Origin of the sequence: Photobacterium iliopiscarium, assembly GCF_003026395.1 — a bacterium.
Lineage (GTDB): Bacteria > Pseudomonadota > Gammaproteobacteria > Enterobacterales > Vibrionaceae > Photobacterium > Photobacterium iliopiscarium.
Genome location: NZ_PYOO01000004.1, coordinates 106,132 through 129,728 on the forward strand (window position 1 = coordinate 106,132; position 23,597 = coordinate 129,728).

General features: G+C 38.4%; 17 protein-coding genes. 13 read left to right on the forward strand and 4 right to left on the reverse strand.

Annotated elements, in window-relative coordinates:
- Positions 1-47 precede the first annotated feature (47 nt).
- On the reverse strand, positions 48-1,880 hold the full coding sequence (locus tag C9J51_RS08175) for an ABC transporter ATP-binding protein (protein WP_045040733.1): 1,833 nt from the start codon (positions 1,878-1,880) through the stop codon (positions 48-50).
- 86 nt (positions 1,881-1,966) lie between these two features.
- Between C9J51_RS08175 and C9J51_RS08180 the strand changes: the two genes are divergently transcribed.
- From C9J51_RS08180 to C9J51_RS08195, 4 genes are all read left to right on the forward strand, one after another.
- Positions 1,967-2,425, forward strand: coding sequence for a GAF domain-containing protein (locus tag C9J51_RS08180; protein ID WP_107237028.1), 459 nt, complete (start codon positions 1,967-1,969; stop codon positions 2,423-2,425).
- A gap of 109 nt (positions 2,426-2,534) precedes the next feature.
- Complete coding sequence (proQ, locus tag C9J51_RS08185; RefSeq protein WP_045038278.1) at positions 2,535-3,167, forward strand: RNA chaperone ProQ; 633 nt, start codon at positions 2,535-2,537, stop codon at positions 3,165-3,167.
- A 17-nt stretch (positions 3,168-3,184) separates the two neighbouring features.
- Positions 3,185-5,182, forward strand: a complete 1,998-nt coding sequence (gene prc / locus C9J51_RS08190; RefSeq protein ID WP_107274959.1) for a carboxy terminal-processing peptidase — start codon at positions 3,185-3,187, stop codon at positions 5,180-5,182.
- 255 nt (positions 5,183-5,437) lie between these two features.
- Complete coding sequence (locus tag C9J51_RS08195; protein WP_045040734.1) at positions 5,438-6,103, forward strand: lipocalin family protein; 666 nt, start codon at positions 5,438-5,440, stop codon at positions 6,101-6,103.
- A 110-nt stretch (positions 6,104-6,213) separates the two neighbouring features.
- On the opposite strand, the gene pncB is transcribed toward C9J51_RS08195, so the two are convergent.
- On the reverse strand, positions 6,214-7,413 hold the full coding sequence (pncB, locus tag C9J51_RS08200; protein ID WP_045038281.1) for a nicotinate phosphoribosyltransferase: 1,200 nt from the start codon (positions 7,411-7,413) through the stop codon (positions 6,214-6,216).
- A 379-nt stretch (positions 7,414-7,792) separates the two neighbouring features.
- Here pncB and pepN point away from each other — a divergent pair, with 379 nt between their 5' ends.
- The 9 genes from pepN (at position 7,793) to rmf (ending at position 20,795) form a co-directional block, all read left to right on the forward strand.
- Positions 7,793-10,423: an aminopeptidase N gene (gene pepN, locus C9J51_RS08205; protein ID WP_045040735.1), complete on the forward strand. Its 2,631-nt coding sequence runs from the start codon at positions 7,793-7,795 to the stop codon at positions 10,421-10,423.
- 120 nt (positions 10,424-10,543) lie between these two features.
- Positions 10,544-10,762, forward strand: a complete 219-nt coding sequence (locus C9J51_RS08210) for a DUF2835 domain-containing protein (RefSeq protein ID WP_045038283.1) — start codon at positions 10,544-10,546, stop codon at positions 10,760-10,762.
- A 558-nt stretch (positions 10,763-11,320) separates the two neighbouring features.
- Positions 11,321-12,331 carry a quinone-dependent dihydroorotate dehydrogenase gene (pyrD, locus tag C9J51_RS08215; protein WP_045038284.1) on the forward strand — a complete coding sequence of 337 codons (1,011 nt, stop codon included), beginning with the start codon at positions 11,321-11,323 and terminating at the stop codon, positions 12,329-12,331.
- A gap of 212 nt (positions 12,332-12,543) precedes the next feature.
- A complete protein-coding gene (locus C9J51_RS08220; RefSeq protein WP_045040736.1) occupies positions 12,544-13,086 on the forward strand; it encodes a cell division protein ZapC in 543 nt (180 codons plus the stop codon).
- Between the two features lie 967 nt (positions 13,087-14,053).
- On the forward strand, positions 14,054-16,192 hold the full coding sequence (rlmKL, locus tag C9J51_RS08225) for a bifunctional 23S rRNA (guanine(2069)-N(7))-methyltransferase RlmK/23S rRNA (guanine(2445)-N(2))-methyltransferase RlmL (RefSeq protein ID WP_045040737.1): 2,139 nt from the start codon (positions 14,054-14,056) through the stop codon (positions 16,190-16,192).
- Complete coding sequence (locus tag C9J51_RS08230; RefSeq protein WP_045040738.1) at positions 16,193-16,453, forward strand: glutaredoxin family protein; 261 nt, start codon at positions 16,193-16,195, stop codon at positions 16,451-16,453. It begins immediately after the preceding gene.
- Between the two features lie 6 nt (positions 16,454-16,459).
- Positions 16,460-18,382, forward strand: a complete 1,923-nt coding sequence (uup, locus tag C9J51_RS08235; protein ID WP_045040739.1) for an ATP-binding cassette ATPase Uup — start codon at positions 16,460-16,462, stop codon at positions 18,380-18,382.
- An 11-nt stretch (positions 18,383-18,393) separates the two neighbouring features.
- Entirely contained in the window at positions 18,394-20,448 is a 2,055-nt protein-coding gene (locus tag C9J51_RS08240) for a DUF3466 family protein (protein ID WP_045040740.1), read from the forward strand.
- A 173-nt stretch (positions 20,449-20,621) separates the two neighbouring features.
- Positions 20,622-20,795 carry a ribosome modulation factor gene (gene rmf, locus C9J51_RS08245; protein ID WP_045029021.1) on the forward strand — a complete coding sequence of 58 codons (174 nt, stop codon included), beginning with the start codon at positions 20,622-20,624 and terminating at the stop codon, positions 20,793-20,795.
- A 317-nt stretch (positions 20,796-21,112) separates the two neighbouring features.
- Here rmf and fabA read toward each other — a convergent pair whose 3' ends face one another.
- On the reverse strand, positions 21,113-21,628 hold the full coding sequence (fabA, locus tag C9J51_RS08250; RefSeq protein ID WP_045029019.1) for a 3-hydroxyacyl-[acyl-carrier-protein] dehydratase FabA: 516 nt from the start codon (positions 21,626-21,628) through the stop codon (positions 21,113-21,115).
- Positions 21,629-21,696: 68 nt separating this feature from the next.
- The gene (locus C9J51_RS08255; protein ID WP_045038291.1) at positions 21,697-23,412 is read right to left on the reverse strand and encodes an AAA family ATPase; all 1,716 of its coding nucleotides are present in this window, start codon (positions 23,410-23,412) and stop codon (positions 21,697-21,699) included.
- Positions 23,413-23,597: the final 185 nt, after the last annotated feature.

Consider the following 23,597-nt stretch of genomic DNA (forward strand, 5'->3'; position numbering starts at 1 on the left):
TATAAACGATGAATACTCTCAATGAGCGCCGATCGATGCACACTATATTATTTTGCGTTGACGCTGGCTACTGCTTCGTGAGAATCGATATTATTGGGTGATATTTCTGCTGACTGAATTGATCCATAAAGAGTTTGATAAAGCCCTTGAGTATTAACCAGTTCAACGTGTGTGCCTGATTGACTGACTAAGCCATTTTCAAGTACATAAATAATGTCAGCTTGTTTTACCGCAGATAAACGGTGAGCAACAATTAAGGTGGTTTTATTTTTTAAAAAGCCATTAAGTGCAGTATGTAGTGCCGCTTCTGTTGAGGTATCTAATGCTGATGTTGCTTCATCGAGAATAACAAACTCAGGATTAGTCAGTACCATGCGGGCAATGGCTAATCGTTGGCGCTGTCCACCCGATAAGCGAATACCTTGGCGGCCAATTTCAGTATTTAAACCGTGAGTAAGGCGTTCTGTAACATCAGCAAGTTGAGCGATGTCTAATGCTTGCCACAATTGCTCATCACTAAATGATGCACCAAGGGTTAAGTTATGACGTAACGTTTCATTAAACAATATGGGTTGTTGTAATACTACCGCCATTTTTTCACGTAAGGCTTCATAGCTAACCGCTTCTATCGGATGGTTGTTTATTAAAATATCGCCACTGTTTTTTTGATAAATACCTAAGAGCAATTGAATTAAGGTGGATTTTCCTCCGCCTGATGCTCCCACTAGTGCGACGCGTTTACCTGCTGGAATATCAAGATTTAAGCCACATAACACTTCTTTGTCGTTATCATATGAAAAATGTAAGTCACGAATCTTAATCGCAATAGTTTGATCGTCATTAAAAGGGTAAACCGTTGCTGGTGGACGGGTTTCTTCTTCCAGTGATAATAAACTATTAAGACGTTGCATTGCCGCAGATGCGCCATACCAAGCGAATTGAATACCTAATAATTCTTGAATTGGTCCTAACATAAACCATAGATAACTAAAGACAGCTAACATTTCACCAATGGTTAAATTACTAAATAACACCATCAGCATGGCGGCAGCGCGAAATATCTCAAATCCGATTAAGAATAAGAGAAAGGAAACACGACCAGCGGCTTCTGATTGCCATGCATATTTATCAGCACTGTGGCGAATATCATTGGCATTACCTTTTAATTGATCTAAAAAATCACGTTCACGGTTAGATGCTCGTAATTGGTAGAGGCCATCTAATACTTCAATTAGGCGATGTTGAAAGACTTCATAAGATTTGTTTTCTTTACTTTTTAAATTCTTAACACGGCTGCCCATCAGTTTAGAGGCATAAACAACAATAGGATTGATGATCAGAATAAAAAGCCCGAGTTTCCAATCTAGCCATAAAAGCACACCGGCAGTACCAATAACGGTTAACAGTCCAATAATAAAGCGGCTTAATGTATCGCCAACAAACTTATCAATCGTCTCGACATCCGTTATAAGGTGAGAACTAATGCCACCGCTACCACGCTCTTCATACTGACACATACTTATACGGCCTAATTTATCCAGTAAATGTTGGCGTAAGTTATAGGTTATGTCTTTTGATACTAATGTAAATTGTCTGCTTTGCAGTATATTCAGTGCCTGACTAAATGTGCGCATTAATACAACTAAGACTAATACGAGAAGAATATAACCGGTTGCATTATGCCAAGCTGAAGGTAGAAGGGTATTGAGATAATTAATGCCTTCTCCTGGTTTATGCAACAAAACTTCATCCACCATTAATGGCATTAGAAGTGGAATAGGCACACTGATCAATGTTGCGATAACCGCAATAATATTCGCAACAATTAATCTTGGTTTATGTAACTTAGCTTGTAGTAGTAACCAAGACCAATTAATCATAAGATGGTTCTTATCTTTCACGGTGAGAATAATTCCTATTATCAATTTTATTCTTGCTATTCTAACGGCTATATACGGAGTAATCTATGGAAAATACACCCGCTTTTTATAATCGTCTCACTCAACAGGCATTAGCGTTAATTGAAGGTGAAACGGATCTTATTGCTAATCTATCTAATATTAGTGCGTTATTAAATATGGAGTTAGAACAAATTAATTGGGTTGGGTTTTATTTACTGAAACAAGACCAATTAGTGCTAGGTCCATTCCAAGGAAATCCTGCCTGTGTTCGTATTCCTGTTGGACGTGGTGTGTGTGGTACCGCTATTTCTGAAAATAAAGTGCAACGTGTTGCTGATGTACATGCATTCCCAGGACATATTGCTTGTGACGCTACCAGTAATTCAGAAATCGTTATTCCGCTTACAGTGAAGGGGAAATTAATTGGCGTGTTGGATATTGATAGCCCAAATTTGTCAAGATTTGACCAAAATGATGAACAAGGTCTAGTTTCTTTTGTAGAAGCACTACAAAAAGTACTCTAATTTCATGCTTTCGGTGGTTTTTCCTCGTTAGGTAATTATAATAGCAGCACTATTTCTTTTTGAACAAAGCACAAATAACGAGCAATCCTCGTTTATGTCAGGAAACTCCATGGAAAACTCTGAAAAGTTAACGAACAGTAAAGAAGTTATTGCATACATCGCTGAGCGTTTCCCTAAATGTTTCACTGTTGAAGGTGAAGCTAAGCCACTTAAAATTGGTATCTTCCAAGACCTTGCAGAGCGTCTTAATGAAGATCCAAAAGTAAGCAAGACTCAATTACGTACAGCTCTACGTCAATACACATCTTCTTGGCGTTACCTTCACGGTGTTAAAGCGGGTGTGAACCGTGTTGATCTAGATGGTAACGATTGTGATGTTCTAGAGCAGGAGCACGTTGATCATGCACTTAAAGCTTTAGAAGAAAGCAAAGCTAAAGTACGCACTCGTCGTAAAGAGCAAGCAATTGCAAAAGCGGCAAAAGAAGGCGAAGCTAAAAAAACACGAGCAAAAACAGTTAAATCTAGCAACACTAAGCCAAAAACAGCTACTATTAAAAAGCAGCCTGTAGAGACAACACGTGTGCTTAATGCTGATGAAGTAATCGTAGGCAAAAATGTTCAAGTGAACATGGGTTCAGGTAACATGCCAGCGACTATTGTTGAAATTAACAAGGACGATGTGCGAGTTCGTTTAAATAATGGCTTAGTAATGGCTGTTAAAGCGGAGCACTTGCGTTCATAAAGGAGAATGCGCGACACATGAATTGTCGATTCCGTTTCTCACTGATAGCTGCTGGCATAATACTAGCAGCTTCGGTTCAAGCCTCTGAGGCTAAATATTCATTAAGTGATGTGCCGCATCTTGCTTCTGAAAAGCAGCATGCAACGGCGAGCACTAGGGTGGCTTCGCGTTATATGCGTTCTCACTATAAGCATTTTACACTTGATGATCAGTTTTCTGGACAAGTATTCAATCGTTATATTGAAATGCTTGATTATAATAAAAGCTTTCTTAACGCAACAGATGTCGAACAGTTTGGTAAATGGAAAAGCCAGTTAGATGATCAACTGAAATCAGGGAATACATCGGCTGCGTTTGATATTTTTAATAAAGTCCTTCAACGTCGTTTTGAACGGTATCAATTTGCACTTACGCAACTTGATACTGAAATAAAATTCGATAATAAAGATGATTTTGTTATTGATCGTTCAGAGCTTGGATGGCCAAAAAATAATATTGAACTGAATGAGATTTGGCGACAACGTGTTAAATATGATGCGCTAAATCTTAAACTTGCAGGAAAGAAGTGGCCTGAAATTCAAAAGACGCTAACTAAACGCTATAACAATGCGATTAAACGTCTTACACAAACACACAGTGAAGATGTATTTCAGATATACATGAATGCTTTTTCTCGTGAGGTCGATCCACATACAAGTTACTTATCGCCGCGCAATGCTGAGCAATTTCAGGCAGAGATGAATCTGTCATTAGAAGGAATTGGTGCAGTATTACAGGTTGAAGATGACTATACCAAAATTCGTTCTTTAGTCGCTGGTGGACCAGCGGCAAGTTCGAAGAAAATTGCAGCAGGTGATCGCATTATTGGCGTAGGTCAAGAAGGCAAGAAAGTTGTTGATGTTATTGGTTGGCGTCTTGACGATGTTGTGCAGTTAATTAAAGGGCCGAAAGGCAGTAAGGTTATTCTGGATATACTACCTGAAGGCAATAATGCAAAGAGTTACACCGTAACTATTGTACGCGACAAGATTCGTCTTGAAGATCGTGCAGCAAAGTCGGAAGTGAAAACTATCGATGGTAAAAAAATTGGTGTGCTTGAAATTCCAAGCTTTTATATGGGACTGTCAGAAGACACCAAAAAAGAACTGGTTAAATTAAATAACCAGAAAGTTGATGGTGTTGTGATCGACTTACGTAATAATGGTGGTGGTGCGTTAACTGAAGCGACAGCATTAACGGGATTATTCATTTCGAGTGGCCCGGTAGTGCAAGTTCGAGACAGTTATGGTCGAATTAAAGTTAATGGTGATTCAGATGACCAAATTTCTTTTAATGGGCCATTAACGGTATTAGTTAACCGCTATAGCGCATCAGCGTCAGAAATTTTTGCTGCGGCTATGCAAGATTACGGACGAGCCATTGTTTTAGGCGAGCAATCTTTTGGTAAAGGTACGGTGCAACAACACCGGTCATTAAATCATCTTTATGATTTATTTGATAAGCCATTAGGTCATGTTCAATATACTATTCAAAAATTCTACCGTATTAATGGTGGAAGTACTCAGAATCTAGGTGTTGTGCCTGATATTTCTTTCCCGTCAGCGATTGATCCCGCTGAAACAGGAGAGAGTGTTGAAGATAATGCATTACCTTGGGATAGTATAAAGCCAGCAGGTTATAAGAAGTTACATAATTACAATACGCTTGTGCCGATATTAACTGCTGAACACCAAGCACGTATTAAAAATAATATGGAGTTTGGTTTTATCAATGAAGATATCTTGACCTATAAAAAGGAAAAAGATATCAATACAATTTCATTGAATGAGAAGACACGTGTAGTCGAACAAGATAAAGAAGATTCAGATCGTTTAGCCCGCTTAAATAAACGTCAAAAAGTATTAGGTAAAAAACCTTTTGCTGATTTGGATGCGGTGCCAAAAGATTATGAAGCACCAGATGTTTATCTTGATGAAGCTGTCGCGATAACAGCAGATTTTAGTGATCATAAATAATCGTAATAATGATTAACGGAATGACATTACTGTGTTGATGTCTCTATTATTAAAGCGCTCTTCGGAGCGCTTTTTTTATGTCTATTTTTTATCTGTAGAATTTGTGTCTTATTATTGAGACGGATTAAATTACAAAGTGTGATATTACGCATATTTTTCATCGAGAATTAGGTTTCCAAACTAACGTTAAGTATATGGCTTCGGTAATACGGCGGAGTTAGATGAAACTAAAATGTTAAGTAAGGGGAAATGCGAATGATGAAGACGTTTTACTTTTTTGGATTATTTATCTTAAGCTTATTTAGTTTTCATTCTGTTGCTGATGACATTACTGAATTTGATTATCCTTTTTTACTCGGTAATTGGTATTGGTTTAGTGACCAACAAGAAGGGGTTGAAAGTGAGGGGGAACGATACCGAGCAATGCATGTGATGTTTAAATCAGATTATCAATTCGCAATGCGATTATTACGTATAAATGGTCAAGTTGAACAGTGGACGGGGAATTATAATATTGATGACACCAATATTACTTTTGTTTCTGCTGGTGAAGATGATCAAATACATACCTATTTACTTAACTATAACCGTTTTGTTCTTGATGGTGCCCAATTTACTAAATTAGCACCTGAGCATTTAGCCGGAAACTGGCGGGCAAAAAATATTACAGGCGAAGACGTTGCTGATAATATTTCAGAGTTTGCCTTGTCATTACGTCCGGATTTTTTATTTTCTGCGGAGATATCTAATCAAGAGGGGAAAAAGAAACAACATCGTGGTGTGTATTATTTAGAGGATGATCAAATTGTATTGTTATATGAAGAAGGGCAACATGATAGCCATTTTGTATTGAATGGACAGAATACGTTAACATTGACCAATAAACATTTTGGTATGGAAGCAATATTAAATAGAGAATAATTTCAGCAGAGAGTAATAACTACGATGAGTCGTATTGATGATGACGTAGAAAACTAAAAAAGCGAACAAGAGCTGTTCGCTTTTTTATTTATGAGAATTTAGGAAAGTGATTATTCGTTAACTAACTGAAAAGCTGTTCGTAGTTGGTCAAGATAGTTTTCATCACGACAAATACTTTTTCCTGGTTCATCTGATATTTTAGCAACTGGTCGACCTTCACACTCTGTCAGTTTTAAAACGACATTCAATGTTTTTACATCAGGTAGATCACAAGTAAGTTGCGTACCAATACCAAAGCTAACATTGATGCGATCATTAAAGTGCTTATAGATCACTAAAGCTTTATCAAGTGTAAGACTGTCTGAAAAAACCAAAGATTTTGTTTTTGGATTAATACCTAACGCTTGGTAGTGTGCAATGGCTTTTTCACCCCAAGAAATAGGATCACCACTGTCATGACGTAAACCAATAAAACGCTCAGATAAACGCTGATCGAAGTCACGTAAGAAAGCATCCATATTGATACAGTCTGTTAGTGCTATGCCTAAATCATGCGGATATTCTTGTAGCCAACGGTTAAGTGCTAGTTGTTGAGAATCAGCTAATGCACCTGAAAGTTGTTGATGTGCTTGGAACCATTCATGAGCTTGAGTGCCAACGGGTGTTAATCCGCGCGTGTAAGCAAGATAATAATTTGATGTGCCTTTAAATTCAGGCATATTATCTTTTAGATAATCAACAACATGATGATGAACATCTTTTGAAAAACGACGACGTGTACCAAAATCGACTAAAGAAAATTGGCTTAAATCACAGTCTTTTGCATCATGATAGAAACGTTCAATTTTTGTTTTTAACTGCTCAATAGCAATGGCTGCCGTTGCTTGTGGATAAAGATGTTTGCAACGTGTTTCACAAATAATGGCAAGTAATGGTACTTCCCATAAGATGATATCAAGCCATGTACCGCGAATAGTTATAGCCAGTTGATCACCTGAGACATCAACGTCAACGTCATTTGCTTTAAGTTTAAAATCTTTTAAGAAAGCAAGGTAATCAGCATGGAAAAAAGTTAGAGTCGATAGAAAATCGAGTTCACCTTGGGTGAAAGATAAGGTCGCAATGTGATCAATTTGTGCTTGGATTTCAGCAGCGAAAGGACGTAGATCTTCTTCGCTACGACAATGAAACTCTGCCACTGCTTCAACGCCGGGATATTGATGGAAAACTGCTTGTTGCATATGCAATTTATAAGCATCAGTATCAAGCAGGGAGTCGATAACCCCATTATTGTGTCTGTTATTATTCATACCTGGTAGTAGATACTCACATTAATAAACTTAAAGAATTTATTTTTATAATTATAGGATCTTTAAATTCAATGTCTTGGACATGGTTTATAAGGTTTAGTAAATAAATAACTAAACTATTTAACTGGTGTGAGATTGTGACCTAAGCGGTGAACTACGTCAAGGAATATCAAGTTTAGGTGTTGTGACTGTTGCATTAATCATCTCAACGTGTATGACGTATAAAATACGAAAACGATTACGTTCGTGATAATGAATATTGTCGGTTAAGTTATGCTTGAAAAGTGTTATTGGTGACACAATATTATTATATAACAGTCAACATTAATCGGTGGCTCGTGCATACAGCATGTGAGCAATCATAAAGGATATAAAAATAATGACAGAACATTCTACTGTGACTCAACCTGCGGCAAAATATCGTTCAGACTATCGCTCGCCTGATTACACCATTACGGATATCGATCTGACATTTGACCTTCATGATACCAAAACAACAGTTGTTGCCGTTAGTCATGTTGTACGAATGAGCGATCAAACAAATGCTGAATTAGTGTTAGATGGTGATGATTTAACATTGATCAGTGTGAGTGTGAATGGCCAAGCGTGGTCAGATTACCACCAGCAGTCAGGTCATTTAACGTTGGCAAACCTTCCTGCTGATTTTGAATTGGCAATCACGACTGAAATTAATCCTGAAGCGAATACGCTACTTGAAGGTCTATATAAGTCAGGTGGTGGTTTTTGTACACAGTGTGAAGCAGAAGGTTTCCGCCGTATTACGTTCTATTTAGATCGCCCAGATGTTTTAGCGCGTTTTACTACCAAAATTATTGCAGACAAAGCCGCTTTCCCATACATGCTAAGTAATGGTAATCGCATTGCAGAAGGTGACCTTGACAACGGTCGCCATTGGGTTCAATGGCAAGACCCATTCCCAAAACCATCGTACTTATTTGCACTTGTTGCGGGTGATTTTGATGTATTGCGTGATACATTCACTACCATGAGTGGACGTGATGTTGCGTTAGAGATTTTTGTCGATAAAGGCAATCTTGATCGTGCTGATTATGCAATGGCATCATTAAAGAACTCAATGAAGTGGGATGAAGAGCGTTTCGGTCTTGAATACGATCTTGATATCTACATGATTGTAGCAGTTGATTTCTTCAATATGGGTGCGATGGAGAATAAAGGCTTGAATGTCTTTAACTCTAAATTCGTATTAGCAAATCCAAACACGGCAACAGATACTGATTATCAAGGCATTGAAGCGGTTATCGGTCATGAATATTTCCACAACTGGACAGGCAACCGTGTTACTTGTCGTGATTGGTTCCAATTAAGCTTAAAAGAAGGCTTAACGGTTTTCCGTGATCAAGAGTTTTCTTCAGATTTAGGCTCTCGACCTGTTAATCGTATTGCTAATGTACGTATTGTACGTGGTCCTCAATTTGCTGAAGATCGTGGTCCAATGTCACATCCAATTCGTCCTGAAAAAGTCATTCAGATGAATAACTTCTATACCTTAACCGTGTATGAAAAGGGCAGTGAAGTGATCCGTATGCTGCATACCTTATTGGGTGAAGAAAATTTCCAAGCAGGTATGAAGCTATACTTTGATCGCCATGATGGTACAGCAGCAACCTGTGATGATTTCGCACAAGCAATGGAAGACGCTTCTGGGATTGATTTAAGCCGTTTCCGTCGTTGGTACAGTCAAGCAGGTACACCTGTTGTTAGTGTCTCAACCGTTTATGATGCATCAGCGAAGAGTTACGCTGTCACTATTAAGCAGCAAACGCTACCAACAGCCGAGCAAGTTGAAAAGCAGCCACTGCATATTCCGTTTGATATTGAACTATACAATAGCAAAGGTGAAGTGATTGCCTTACAAATCAATGGCGAAACAGTACATAACGTACTTGATGTAAAAGAAGCCGAGCAAACATTTGTATTTGATAATGTTGAAGAACTGCCTGTTATCTCAATGCTACGTGAATTCTCTGCGCCTGTTATTTTAGAATATAACTACACAGACGATGAGTTAATTTTCTTAATGGTTAATGCATCAAATGAATTTGCTCGTTGGGATGCGGGTCAGATGCTATTGGCTAAATATATTCGTCAAAATGTTGAACAAGTACAACAAGGTCACAGTGTAACGTTACCTGATGCTGTAGTTGATGCGTTCCGTGGCGCATTACTGGACGAAAACCTTGATCCCGCTTTCATTGCCGAAATGCTAACGCTGCCGAGTGAGAATGAAATTGCAGGTTGGTATACCACGGTTGACGTTGATGCGATCAATCAAGTTGTAGGGGCATTTACCCAATTACTTGCTTCTGAAATGGAAGATGAGTTTAGTGCGATTTATCACAGCTTAACGCAAGATAGTTATAGCTTAGATCATGCGGCAATGGCACAACGCGCACTGCGTAATAAATGTTTGTCATACCTAGCATATACAGCGCAAGGTAATGCATTAGTTGCTGCGCAATATAAAGTGGCTGACAACATGACAGATACGATGGCTGCAATGTCGGCTGCTAATAATGCTGAACTTGCTTGTCGTGCAGAACAAATGGCTGATTTTAGCGACAAGTGGAGCCACGATGGTTTAGTGATGGATAAGTGGTTTATGCTGCAAGGCACCAATCCTGCGGCTGATGCATTAGCAAATGTGCGCCAGACTATGAACCATCCAACATTTAGCCTGAAAAACCCTAACCGTACTCGTAGCTTAGTGGCGGGTTTCAGTGCTAATAACCCAGTACATTTCCATGCAAAAGACGGTTCTGGTTATGCATTTTTAACTGAAATATTAACGATTCTAAACACCAGCAATCCACAAGTAGCGGCACGTTTGATTGAGCCTTTACTTAAACTTCGCCAATACGATGCTAACCGTCAACAACTGATGCGTGAGCAACTTGAAAAGTTAGCCGCTATGGATAATTTGGCTAAAGACTTGTTTGAAAAAGTACAAAAAACACTTGTTCAAAAATAAGTGATTGATGTTTTAACGTGAGTGTAAGCGAAAGCCAGTGACTGATTGATAATAGTCACTGGCTTTTATTTTATCTTATTTGTTTTAAAGATTTATATAACAACGAATGGGGGATTAGCGATGCGCAGTTTTACGTTTACCATTAATATTAGTTACACTCTTTTTTTGCAACACTATGCGGGTGCTGCCAGTAATATGGTGGTTTTAACTGATACTGGCTTAAAGCTTCAACTTCCTGCAATAAGACTACGAGGTTTTCTAACTCATGCCGGTATTACAGGAAAATTCCGTGTCATGGTTAATAAGGATAATAAATTTGAGACAATTGAACGCCTTTAATGCTTATTTTTGCTTTATTTTATAGGTTATTAAAAATGGCTCAGATAATGATATTGCATGCTATTTGACGACGCCGCCATTGTTTGCCGCCCATAGAATGCCATCATTATTTATATTGTTATGATTTATCATGAAAAAATAAAATCAAAATTAAAATAAAAGAGAGGATGCGTTCGCAGTTATTAATGAGAATAGCGGCTTTAAAATAATAGCTATAGCAGTAATACACCATCCGTTTACTGAATATTTTATCTACATCTTTTAACGTTAAGGGTTAAAGCATTGGGGTTTTATGTTTAGCGTAAATGGGATGTATTAATAGGTAACTATTATGTAAGGTTAATGTTCTTAAATGAGTTGCTTTTCTGAACTATACGAAAACGTTTGCTTTTTGTTGTTATTATTTGAAATAAACTCTACTTATAACTCATTGTAAATATTGATATAAAATATAAGTCTATGTTTTATTGATAATAATCAAACAAATAGGGATTGTATTTAGCCTTGTAACTGTGAATAATACCACCCCGTTTACACGGGATTTTTAATGGAGTTATAATGTTATATCGCATCGCACGATCCGCTATTTTCCAGCTGGATGCAGAAAAAGCACACGACCTCGCTATTCAAAACTTTTCTCGCTTTACTGGCACTCCTCTTGATTTCTTCTATCGTCAACATGTTCCTGAACGTCCTGTTGAAGTTATGGGTATTACGTTTAAAAATCCTGTTGGTCTAGCCGCTGGCCTAGATAAGAATGGCGAATGTATTGATGCATTTGGCGCTATGGGGTTTGGTTTTATTGAAGTTGGTACTGTGACGCCACGTCCTCAGTTGGGTAATGATAAACCGCGTTTATTTCGTTTAATTCCTGCTGAAGGTATTATTAACCGTTTTGGTTTTAATAATTTAGGTGTCGATAAACTTGTTGAGAATGTCAAGAAATCGACTTATGACGGTGTTATTGGTATTAACATCGGTAAAAATAAAGACACACCTATTGAAAAGGGTGCTGAAGACTATTTAATCTGTATGGAAAAGGTCTATCAGTACGCTGGCTATATTGCGGTTAACATCTCCTCACCAAACACACCGGGATTACGTTCGCTACAATATGGCGAAGCATTAGATGATCTATTATCACAGCTAAAACAAAAACAAATCGAGCTTGCTGAATTACATGGTAAGTATGTTCCGTTAGCTCTTAAGATTGCCCCTGATCTTGATGATGATGAAATTGTTCAGGTTTGTGAATCTCTTATTCGTCATAATATTGATGGCGTTATTGGTACGAATACCACATTGGATCGTACCTTGGTTGAAGGCATGGATCATTGTGATGAAATGGGAGGCTTAAGTGGTCGTCCATTACAAAATAAGAGTACTGACGTTATCCGTAAAATGGCGATTGCCCTTAATGGTGCATTACCAATTATTGGTGTCGGTGGTATTGATTCAGCAGTCTCTGCGCGTGAAAAAATTCAAGCCGGTGCGCAATTAGTTCAAGTCTATACGGGCTTTATTTACCACGGACCACGTTTAGTTAAAGACATTGTTAACGGTCTTTAATATAAACGGTTAAGTTCATCATACAATTATTATTGATAAGCCAAATTGGATCATGCATTCAATTTGGTTTTTTTATTGCTATGAATTAAAAAATAATAAAACTACACAATTAAGAAAAGATTATCTCTCTCATTTTTCCCCTTTTAATTTGTCATCTGTGAAGTAAAATTTTATCTATAATTGTTGATATAGAGTAAGAGAGCGAGGGAGCTATGCTAAATCCAGATAATTCTTGGTACTGGCGGTTTGATATAAAGCGCAATATGTTGATGCTTGAGCTTGGCAATGAATTATTATTTTGTGTTTCTATACCAACAAAAAAATTAGTTGAAGAAGCTCGGTCAATATCAAAGCAAGTCTTTACGGTAACGGATGTTGCTGCTTACCAAGCGTTTAAAGAAGGGATGGATGCATTAACACTCTCTGATGCTCGTAAATCTGAATTGGCATTAAATGCTGTTGCTACGTATCGTTTTCAAAAACCGATGATGACCAAAAGTTGGTTTTTTACGCCGCAAGTGGGGGCTGATCCTCATTGGGGTGAAGTTGTTATGTTACAAACGGATCATGGCCGTGCTCGTTTTATTGTTGTTGAAAATGACGGCAATTCAAGTCTTTGTATGTTAGCTGATGTGACGCCAATAGCATTAGATAATAATAAGGTAATGAATTTTTCTGATACGATCCGTGTAATGAATAATCGAATGACATCCTATTTAGGCACTAAGCCCATCAACTTTGCTTTAGTAGGGTAAGGAATAGTATTTTCGTTATTCTCTATCTTCTCTAGTGAGTTGTTTTAAAATACTTCATCACTTCATCACTTCATCACTTCATCACTTCATCACTTCATCACTTCATCACTTCATCACTTCATCATCTATCTTCTATAATAATGTGATCCTATTCCTATTTTTCTATTGTCCCTGCTTTGTTTACATTTTTATCACGGTTATTAGCTTGGTTTGGTTTGTTGTAGATTAATGAATGGCTATACCGTTCTAGCTGCAAGCCATCATTTCTTAATATCGCCATATTGACTGGTATCTCTCACTATTTAGCCTTGTTCTTATTTCATCGATGACCTTGTTAGTTTGCTGGTGGTTTTGATTAAATTGCGCCAAAAAAGTGATATTAGTATCAATAGCTGTGTGATCTATCTCAAAAAAATGATCATTGTAGTCTGAAAAATAAGCAATATAGAGATGGATATACTTAAATAACATCCCTTTATTGCTACGAATAACCTTATTATTTATCTGTTAATTTCCTTATTTCAAAGACACTAAGTCTGTTGTCTAAAAATAGTGCGCTTAATTATTCCAATTATTCCAATTAATGATTTTAAGGGGGGTTTCTGCTTTGTATTAACCTTGGTTTTATGGTGAATTGAAGATGCTTGGTTGATTATTTCTTTTATAATCAAAATGTTAAATATTGTCTCTGTGTGAGGATAATGTATTGTAAGGTGTTTTTATTAAACATAAATCGTTAAATTGAGCCATATTGTTTCCATGTGGCGCTAATGGTGTTTGTGATAGAACGAATGATTTGCTAGTAAAAAGATGCGCTGGATTTGTGTTCAAAAAAGGGGGTTGAAAGGCCTATCAGTTATCAAAGGCTGTTTTTTTCATCTAATTAACAAATTGATTGTGGTAAAAACGAGGTATTTAATGTGATTTCAGTTATAATTCGACGCAATATTAGTGTGAAAAGAACGCCATGAATCAATATTTAGCGATTACTTCCCGCGGCCTAGAAAACTTGCTTGCGGATGAACTAGAACAATTAGGTGCACAAGATATTCAAGTTGTGCATGCCGGTGTCCGTTTTAAAGCCGATCAAGCAATGGCTTATCGTTGCTGTCTATGGACACGTATTTCATCTCGAATCATCCAAGTGTTGAGTGAGTTTAATGTCCGTGATGATATGGACTTATACTTAGGTGCAACGGCAATTAATTGGATGAGCCACTTTGATAGCAATACGCGTATTGTGGTTGATTTCAATGGTACTAACCGTGAAATCCGTAATAGCCAATACGGCGCAATGAAAATCAAAGATGCGATTGTTGACCGCTTTACTAAAGCTGATCTTCGTCGCCCAAATATCGATCGTGAAAATCCAGATCTACGTATTCATATGCGTCTTTCTGGTGAGAAAGGTATTCTTGGCCTAGATATGGCTGGTAGCGGTTTACACCAACGTGGCTACCGTAGTGAAGCCGGTCGTGCGCCATTACGTGAAACACATGCTGCTGCATTAGTGATGAAAAGTGGCTGGACACCAGAAACTGCATTGTTAGATCCAATGTGTGGTTCTGGTACGTTAGTCATTGAAGCTGCAATGATAGCGGCTGATATTGCACCCGGCCTTAAACGTAAGCGTTGGGGCTTTGAGTCAATTAAAGACTTTGACAAAGAAGCATGGTTAGAGATTCATGCTGAAGCGACAGTGAAAGCGCGTCGTGGTCCTTCAAAAGTAACGACAAAATTCTTTGGTCGTGAAATGGATCAACGTGTATTAGCGATTGCTCGTGATAATGCGGGTCGTGCTGGTGTTAAAGGTTTGATTGATTTTGCCTACGGTGATGCAACACAACTGATTCGCCCAGAAGGATTTGAAACAGGCATCATTCTTTGTAACCCTCCTTACGGTGAGCGTTTAGGAACAACATCTGAACTTATCTCATTGTATAAAGAGTTTGGTAACCGTTTGAAACTTGCCTTTGAAGGTTCAGTTGCGGCTATCTACTCTGGCTCTAATGAATTGCTAAGTTGTATGCGTATGCGTGCAGATAAACAATTTAAATTAAGTAATGGTGCTCTTGATTGTGTACTTAAAACATACTTAATTACTTCGGGTAGTGTTAAGAAAGAAGAAGGCGAAGAAGAAGGCGTTATCGTTCAAGAAGACGTTGCTCCTGATTTTGCTAACCGCTTAAAGAAAAACATCGCTAAGTTAGGTAAATGGGCTAAGCGTGAAGGCGTGGATTGTTACCGTATTTATGATGCGGATTTACCTAACTACAATGCCGCTATCGATAAATACAATGATTACCTCATCATTCAAGAATACGCAGCACCAAAGACGGTTTCTGAAGAAACAGCACGTCGTCGTATTATGGATGTATTACGTGCCACGATTGAAGTAACAGGCGTTGAGCCAAATAAAGTTATTTTAAAAGTGCGTGAACGTCAAAAAGGCCGTAATCAATATCAAAAGCTATCAAGTGCAGAACGTCACATGACAGTGGATGAATACGGTATTAAGTTTAAAGTAAATCTTTATGACTACCTTGATACAGGTCTATTCTTAGATCACCGCATTACGCGTCGTATGATTGGTCAAATGGCAGCAGGTAAAGATTTCCTTAACTTGTTTGCTTATACTGGTTCTGCAACGGTTCATGCAGCAGTAGGTGGCGCTAAATCAACAACAACAGTTGATATGTCGAATACTTACTTGCGTTGGGCTCAAGAGAACATGGAGCTTAATAACCAAGTAGGTGATCAACATGAGTTTGTTCAAGCTGACTGTCTGCAATGGTTACAAGAAGTTGATGATACGTTTGATCTGATCTTTATCGATCCACCAACGTTCTCAAACTCTAAGCGTATGAAGCAGACGTTTGACATTGAACGTGATCACATCATGTTGATGGAAAATCTAAAACGTATGTTACGTCCAGAAGGACAAATTATATTTTCTAACAACAAGCGTCATTTCAAGATGGATCTTGAAAAACTGACTGAACTTGGCCTACAAGCGAAGAATATTTCAGATAAGACCTTACCAATTGATTTCGCTAAAAATAAGCAAATCCATAACTGTTGGATTATTACCCACAAGGAAGACTAAGTGTTAATCACACTTTATAGCACACAAGGATGTCATCTCTGCGAGCAAGCTTATGGTTTGCTGGTGGAGATGGAAGTGCAGCATCAAGTAAGCATTGTTGATATTACTGTTAATGATGCTTTATTTTCTCGTTACGGTGTAACTACTCCCGTACTCTCAATTCCAAATCATGATGATCTCACTATGTCGGCGCCAGAACTTCATTGGCCATTTGACCGAAATAGGTTAGCAGCATGGTTAACTACTTATAAGCTTGGTTAAAATAAGATGGCACTAATTAAAATCAGTAATGCTCAACTAGCCTATGGCGATCATGCATTACTTGATAAAGCAGAATTTCTTCTTCATTCTCATGAACGTGTGTGTTTAGTGGGCCGTAATGGTGCAGGTAAATCAACGTTAATGAAAGTAATTGCTGGTGAAGTATTACTTGATGATGGCAGCGTTCAACGTCAAAACGAGCTGGTGGTTTCACGCTTAGAACAAGATCCACCACGTAATGCTGAAGGCTCAGTCTTTGACTATGTTGCTGAAGGTCTTGCTGATGCTGGTCGTGTATTACGTGAATACCATCATCAGTTAGATTTAGTGACAGAAGATCCAAGTGAAGCAAATATTAATAAGCTAGCGCGTATTCAAGAACAAGTAGACCATCATAATGGTTGGCAGCTTGATACACGTATTGCCGCAGTATTAGAAAGTTTAAAACTTGAACCAACTGTATTATTAACAGATCTCTCTGGTGGTTGGCAGCGTAAAGCCGCACTTGCTCGTGCACTAGTGTGTAATCCAGATATCCTATTATTGGATGAGCCAACGAACCACCTTGATGTAACAACCATTGAATGGCTAGAAGGTTTCCTAAAAGACTTCCGTGGTTCAATCATCTTTATTTCTCACGACCGTGCATTTATTCGTTCAATGGCAACACGCATTGTCGATCTTGATCGTGGCCAATTAACGTCTTTCCCTGGTGACTACGAAGGTTACCTTGATGGCAAAGAAGAGATGCTACGTGTTGAAGCAGAGCAAAACTCATTATTTGATAAGAAACTCGCACAAGAAGAAGTGTGGATCCGTCAAGGTGTTAAAGCCCGTCGTACGCGTAATGAAGGTCGTGTTCGTGCATTGAAAGAATTACGTAACGAACGTAGCGATCGTCGTGACGTTGTTGGTAAAGCCGATATGCAGCTACAAGATGCGAACCGTTCAGGTAAGATTGTCTTTGAAGCGAAAAACATCAGTTATAGTTACGGTAATAAGCCAATTGTTAATGATTTTAGCTTTAACGTAATGCGTGGCGATCGTATCGCATTAATTGGCGCGAATGGTTGTGGTAAGAGTACGCTAATCAAGGTCATGCTTGATCAACTGCAAGTAACCGGTGGTGATTTCCATTGTGGTACTAAATTAGAAGTTGCTTACTTTGACCAATATCGTGAAATTCTAGATCCAGAAAAAACAGTAATCGATAACCTTGCTGATGGTAAGCAAGAAGTAACCATTAATGGTAAAACACGCCATGCATTAGGTTACCTACAAGATTTCTTATTCCACCCACGTCGTGCTCGTACACCGGTTAAAGCATTGTCTGGTGGTGAGAAAAACCGTCTACTATTGGCGAAATTGTTCCTTAAACCAAATAACTTATTGGTTCTCGATGAACCAACAAACGATCTAGATATCGAAACATTGGAACTTTTGGAAGATATTCTTGCCAATTATCAAGGGACATTGCTTTTAGTAAGTCACGATCGTCAATTTGTTGATAATACTGTGACTACAAGCTGGATTTTTGAAGGCGATGGTGTTGTTAACGAATACGTTGGCGGTTACCATGATGCCCAATCTCAGCGTGCAAATTCTTATGCTAATCAAGCGAAAGAGCAGGCAGCTCAAATTGAATTAGCAAAAAAGAAAAAAGCAGAACAAGAACAAAAGCAGCAACAAGAAACACCAAAACGCGTAGGTAAGAAGCTATCTTTTACACTTCAACATGAGTTAGCTGCTTTACCGAAAAAAATTGAAGACTTAGAAAATGAAATCGCAAAATTGCAGGCACTCGTTAATGATCCTGCGTTCTTCTCGGATCCGAAGAATGATACTCAAGCGACGCTAACAGCTTTAACTAAGCTTGAAGCAGAATTTGAAGTTGCATTTGAACGATGGGAAGAGCTGGACGCGATGTAAAAGGAATCCTAATGCCACATAAGATATTAAAGCTTTCTACACTTGCTATTTTAATTGCCGGTGCGTCACAAGCGAGTGCTGCTGTATATACTGTTGTGCCTGTTGCAAATGCTGATAGTGCAGGTGTTAAGCAACTCGCGAGTCAAGATTATTTTGCAGAAGCTCAAGCTAACGCAAACAGTACGCCGATCACTGTATCAAGTACTGGGATTAAGCCATCAGCTGAGAATGCTAACTGTTTTACCGGTACTGATTGTGTTGCTGATGATTACACTGTAACAGGTGTTGCGCGTCGTGGTACAGAAGGTACACCGATTGCAGACGTCACACCGTATAATGAAAATAGCCAAGAGGTCGTGAGTCAATATGAATTGCGACGCTATTGCGATAATAATTTAGGTTATGGTACCTGTGATGTTTGGTCCGAGAGTCAATTTTTTGGTCTTAATTATACTGATGATGACGAATGGAATGGTCAAGGCGTAGGTGGCTTACAGAAAAAACAAGCGGCTTGGGTTAATGGCTATCATTCTAATGCTCAAGGTTTAGTTAATGGTGCGCCTGTAAATACTTTTGCGACTGATGTTGCAAACTATGGCGGTACTCAAAAAGCCAATCTTGGTGATATTATTGCAAACACTACAGATACTCTTGTAAAGGGCACTGTAGGGACTGATTTTGTTTATGGTATTACGTCATCATCACTATTTAAAAATGCATCTGGCATGCCTAGAGCGTTTGAAAAGCGTGGTTTTGTTAATACAAATGGTCAGTCTGTTCAATTAGCACCTGTAACAACATCAAATGTGCTTGTTTCTAATATGGGACAGACACTAGCAAATGATGCTGTTGTTATGAAAAACGATAAGCTACTTGTTGTTGGTTCATCATCTTATGCGGCAAGTTTTTTTGCTAAAGATAGTAATGGTAAAGATCGTGAAGACGAGAATAAATTACCAAGTTCTGATGACATCCTAAATAATGGGTCACACCCGCTTAATTTTAAAACAATGAAGCAGTGTGCGACTAATGCCTCTGATAATCTGTATGCGAATTGGGAATGTCAATTTAGTACGTTTGCAAACGAAGCTGCATATTGGCTGGTGGATACTGATGGCACTGTAACATCTCATGCTATTTCTGCGGGAAGCGGTGATAATCGTGATGGTTTAGCTGTTATTGATAAAGACAATGATTCACTATCATTCCAAGCATCAGCACAAGCAGTAGCATTAGATACGAATGGTGATCCCATTGCTGTTGGTTATTCAACGGCAGATGTTAGAGATGATTACTATGCGATGCAAGCAGCATACTTTACTGCGAAATCGGCTGATTTAACGTCATGGACACGCACTTTAATACCTGGATTAGATATTAAGCCTGGTGATGATCGTGACTTTACTTACACTATTGCAAATGGCGTTAATAGTAAGTCTGTGATTGTAGGTGATGCAAAAGGTAATGGTGAGAAACCACAACGTGCATTTGTTTACAAAGCAGGACAAAGTAAAGCGCAGTTCTTTGATGATCTAGCTCCGACTATTTTCTTTAAAGATTCAAACAGTAATGCAGCAGCAGTCAATGATAATGATCAAGTTGTAGGCTGGGTTGATATTGAAGCGAGTAGCGGTAAAGAAGCTCGTCATCGTGCATTTACTTATATGACAAATAATTCTGTGATTAAGAATGCCAATGGTGACGTTGTACTTGCTCCCAATAAAGCGTGGATGCTTGATGATCTAACCAATGATCCAAATGCTGGCGCGGGTTCTGTAGCAAACTCATACCGTATTTTAGATGCAACTGGCGTTAATGATGCAGGTGTGATTGCTGCGACAGCTTATTATTGTCAAGGTGGCTATGAGAACCTTAGTAATCTTGCACACTGTAATGGTACTGAGCAACGTGTCATCGTTAAGCTAGTGCCTAATGCAAATGCAACAGCTAATGATATTCAAGCACGTGTAAAAGATGAAGATGAACCTTTGAAGCGTTCTGGTGGTTCACTTGGTATTTTAGCTTTGACAGCGTTAGGTTTTATTGGTTTCAGAAGAAGAAAATAATTTATTAATTAAATTATTTAATCATAACGGGCTCACAATTTGTGGGCCCGTTTTGTTTTTAAACTTGATCAATTTCAAAATCTGACCCATTTTTAAAAGGGAGCTGATATAACACTCCGTTATTACTTTATTGTAATAAAAAGTACCAAACAGATAAGGATGAGGATCGAACTATGAAGAGACAAAAGCGGGATCGTTTAGAACGCGCACAAGCTCGAGGTTATCAAGCCGGTTTGAATGGCCGTTCTACAGAAGATTGTCCATATAATGGAACAGATGCCCGTACGAATTGGCTTGGCGGTTGGCGAGACGCAAGAGAGGAAATGCAACAAGGTCTCTATAAATAAGATAACCTCCCTCATGGTTAACCTTTCTGACGCCCCTTAGGAGAAGGGGCTTTTTATTACGTAAGTTATTATTGCCATCATTTCATTGCAATGGTGTTTATCAGTGTTGCATAAAAAGCTATCTATTTTCTGTGTTTGCTTTATGGGTTTTAAATTAGCAAGCATTAGGTTTAAACACAGTGTGTGAGTGGTTATATTTTTTGAGGTGATGGCTGGTGGACTTAAAATGAGATTAAAGATTATTTATGCCCCTAAAATAGGTAAAAAAAAGCCCTGAAGAAGACTTCAGGGCTTTAATGTTTTAGTTTCTAATCGAATTAAAAGTTGTCGGTATCTTTGAATAAACCTACTTTAAGATCTTTAGCAACATAGATCTCTTTACCGTCTACAAGTACACGGCCATCAGCAACACCCATAATAAGTTTACGGTTAATAACACGTTTAAGTTGAATGTCGTAAGTTACTTTTTTAGCGGTTGGTAGTACTTGGCCTGTAAATTTAACTTCACCAACACCCAGTGCACGGCCTTTACCTTCACCACCAGACCAACCAAGGAAGAAGCCAACAAGTTGCCACATAGCATCTAGGCCAAGACAACCGGGCATTACTGGATCACCAATAAAGTGGCAATTAAAAAACCATAGGTCAGGATTGATATCTAATTCCGCATGGATAAACCCTTTGCCGTGGTCTCCACCTTCAGCAGAGATATTAACTACACGGTCAATCATCAGCATATTGTCTACTGGTAATGATGGAAATTCAGGACCGTATAGCTCGCTTTTACCACATGCAACTAGTTCTTCGTGTGTATAAGAATTCTGGCGTGTCATTAGAATCATTTACTCCTTCAAAAGTATGCAAGCAATTTAGCTTACACGTGTACGCTAAACAACTCGGATCAGTTCTGGCCCAACCAGTTGGAAATCATTAATCGAAGTCGATTCATAATACCAATCTGATCAGAAAGGTCGCCATGGTGGAAATAATCGATGCGTTCTTCAATTAAAGAGAGGATTGTTTCATCATCTTCATTTTCACTGCGGAAGACTTTATTTGTAAGACGAGGAATCGCTTCATCAACATTACTCACCGCCCAGATATGGAATTGTTTTGCTTTAATAGCTTCAATCACTTCATCATTTAGGCAAAGACTTGATAAGTTAGTATGCGGTAAAATCACACCTTGGTTACCAGTAAGGCCGCGATGAACACAAACCTTATAGAAACCTTCAATCTTTTGATTAATGCCGCCAACAGCCTGTACACGACCAAATTGATCGACAGCACCTGTGACTGCAATTTCTTGATTAATGGGTTGAAATGACAACGCCGACACTAATGCACAAAGTTCAGCTAACGATGCACTATCACCATCGACTTCTGAATAAGATTGTTCAAAGACAATTGATGCTGAGTAGGGAAGCGCTTGATCTAAATCGAGTGCTGTTGCAACAAAGGCTTGCATAATCATCATGCCTTTCGCGTGAATATTACCACCAAGTTCAACTTTTCGTTCAACGTCAGTAATATCACCATCACCAAAATGGACCACACATGAAATACGAGCAGGCTCACCATAAGCACTTGGATGGCCTGGCATTTCAACAACGGTTAAACCATTGACCTGACCAATTTCTTCGCCTTCAGTGGCAATTAATACTTGGCCATGATGAATATCTGCAATAGCACGTTCAGGTAAATATGACTCGCGGTATTCTTTTGCTCTTAATGACGCTTTAATGTGTCCGGCAGTGATTAGATTACCTTCTGATTCTACTGACGCTTCTGAGAGTAAATTCAAATGCCACAATGGACATAAAGGCAAGCGTGTTTGATCTTCTGCGTGACGAGCACCTGCAAATAACAGAGCACGAATAGCATCTGAGTCAGCAAGAGAGGGTAAGTTATAGTATTGGCTAATACCTTTAATATAACTAATGTAATCGGTTAGCGTTGCTTCATTAAGCAATAGATCTTGCTCAAATTCACCGTACATCGCCATACCATCACTTAAATCAGGCTCGGCTGCATCAAGTTCAGCCATTAGGTAACGTTCACCTATAATAATAAGCTTAACGTTAACTGTTTCTGTCGCGGGCAATTCATAGAGACTTTTATTGGTGATTGGTTGCCATTCAAGCTGACCATTCATCAAAACATTCTTTAACTGTGGCCATAAGCTTGGATCGCTTAAAATTGCAGTAATAGATAAAACAAGATAGCCGTTATGTGCTTGATGAAGTAAACCATGTTTACGTTGGGGTTGTGTCTCACCGTCTTTAGCCGGATAAACTGCGCCAAATAACTTCTCATGAGTGACGTTGTCACCAGCAATGATAATTGGCTGTTCTACGGTATTTTCATTATTGCTGCTTGATTTGTTAATGCTTTTTTTTAGCAATTCAATAATGTAATCACGATATAACGTGTTATCGGAAGCCGTAATGCGTAGAATGCGTGGCTGTAAATTCATCGCGGTGAAGCGGCGTATAGCATCTGATAAGCGAGACTGAAGGATGCCGACCAGAGTAGGTTCTAGATCATCATATTGATCTAATACGTGCTGATACGGGCTGTAATCTGGAAACATGTTACGCCAAGATTCTTCATGCATAAATTTATGATTTCTATTGTTACTGTGAAAAGATGTGCAGTATAAAGCAATCAAAGGGCTCATAATAGACACTTATCGTCTATATTTAAATTTCAATATTAAGGCAACTTAATATTAAGAGAAGAGATTGTTATTTTACCGATCAAGAGTTACACTGTAACAGTTAACTTAAATAGTTTGAGAAT